Genomic DNA, 2,020 nt, shown 5'->3' on the forward strand with positions numbered 1-2,020 from the left:
GCCAGTTTAGCATTGGTCACCGCATCGGCTCCAAGCTTGGCTGTAACTATGGATAAGTCCTCTACTTTGAAAGGGTCACCAGCAGTTCCCGCTCCTGTAATAGTTACCTGGTCCGCAATGGCGGCGAAGCTCGACTTGTCGATCCACTCCACTGTCCCGATTGCATCGGTAACCAATACCTTGTCGTTACCTCCGCTATATATGTTTTCTGTCTGTACCGCATTGTCCGCCAGTTTAGCATTCGTCACCGCATCGGCTCCCAATTTTGCAGTCACAATGGAAAGGTCCTCCACCTTGAAGGGGTCTCCAGCGGTTCCGGCTCCCGTAATAGTTACCTGGTCCGCAATGGCGGCAAAGCTCGACTTGTCGATCCACTCCACTGTCCCAACTGCATCCGTAACCAAAACCTTGTCGTTGCCTCCGCTTAATATATTTTCTGTCTGCACTGCATCGTCGGCCAATTTTGCATTGGTCACCGCATCGGCTCCCAATTTTGCCGTTACAATGGATAGGTCCTCCACCTTGAAGGGGTCTCCAGCGGTTCCGGCTCCCGTAATCGTTACCTGGTCCGCAATGGCGGCGAAGCTCGACTTGTCGATCCACTCCACAGTACCAACTGCATCCGTAACCAATACCTTGTCGTTGCCTCCAGAGGAAATATCCTCGGTAAGAATAGTTCCGTTCAATATATTTTCCGTCTGGACCGCATTGTCGGCCAGTTTGGCGTTGGTCACCGCATCGGCTCCCAATTTTGCAGTCACGATGGATAGGTCCTCCACCTTGAAGGGGTCTCCAGCAGTTCCGGCTCCCGTAATCGTTACCTGGTCCGCAATGGCGGCAAAGCTCGACTTGTCGATCCACTCCACTGTCCCGATTGCATCCGTAACCAATACCTTGTCGTTACCTCCGCTTAATATGTTTTCTGTCTGAACCGCATTGTCGGCCAATTTAGCATTGGTCACCGCATCGGCACCAAGCTTGGCTGTAACTATGGACAGGTCCTCCACCTTGAAGGGGTCACCAGCAGTTCCCGCTCCCGTAATAGTTACCTGGTCCGCAATGGCGGCAAAGCTCGACTTGTCGATCCACTCCACTGTCCCAACTGCATCCGTAACCAAAACCTTGTCGTTGCCTCCGCTTAATATGTTTTCCGTCTGAACCGCGTTGTCCGCCAGTTTAGCATTGGTCACCGCATCGGCTCCAAGCTTGGCTGTAACTATGGATAAGTCCTCTACTTTGAAAGGGTCACCAGCAGTTCCCGCTCCNCCTTGTCGTTGCCTCCGCTTAATATGTTTTCTGTCTGAACCGCATTATCGGCCAGTTTAGCATTGGTCACCGCATCGGCACCTAATTTTGCTGTAACTATGGATAGGTCCTCCACCTTGAAGGGGTCACCAGCAGTTCCGGCTCCCGTAATAGTTACCTGGTCCGCAATGGCGGCGAAGCTCGACTTGTCGATCCACTCCACTGTCCCGATTGCATCGGTAACCAATACCTTGTCGTTGCCTCCGCCTAATATGTTTTCCGTCTGAACCGCGTTGTCCGCCAGTTTAGCATTGGTCACCGCATCGGCTCCAAGCTTGGCTGTAACTATGGATAAGTCCTCTACTTTGAAAGGGTCACCAGCAGTTCCCGCTCCTGTAATAGTTACCTGGTCCGCAATGGCGGCGAAGCTCGACTTGTCGATCCACTCCACTGTCCCGATTGCATCGGTAACCAATACCTTGTCGTTGCCTCCGCTTAATATGTTTTCCGTCTGAACCGCGTTGTCCGCCAGTTTAGCATTGGTCACCGCATCGGCTCCAAGCTTGGCTGTAACTATGGATAAGTCCTCTACTTTGAAAGGGTCACCAGCAGTTCCCGCTCCCGTAATCGTTACTTGGTCCGCAATGGCGGCGAAGCTCGACTTGTCGATCCACTCAACAGTACCAACTGCATCCGTAACCAATACCTTGTCGTTGCCTCCGCTTAATATGTTTTCTGTCTGAACCGCATTATCGGCCAGTTTAGCATTGGTCAC

1 protein-coding gene is annotated in these 2,020 nt (G+C 52.3%); it reads right to left on the reverse strand.

The features are described 5' to 3' along the window. Positions 1 to 1,190: hypothetical protein (locus MWU78_RS22185; protein WP_247001996.1), on the reverse strand; the 1,190-nt coding region annotated here is incomplete at its 3' end. Positions 1,191 to 2,020 lie beyond the last annotated feature (830 nt).

It is taken from the genome of Arenibacter sp. F26102, assembly GCF_023015865.1.
Lineage (GTDB): Bacteria > Bacteroidota > Bacteroidia > Flavobacteriales > Flavobacteriaceae > Arenibacter.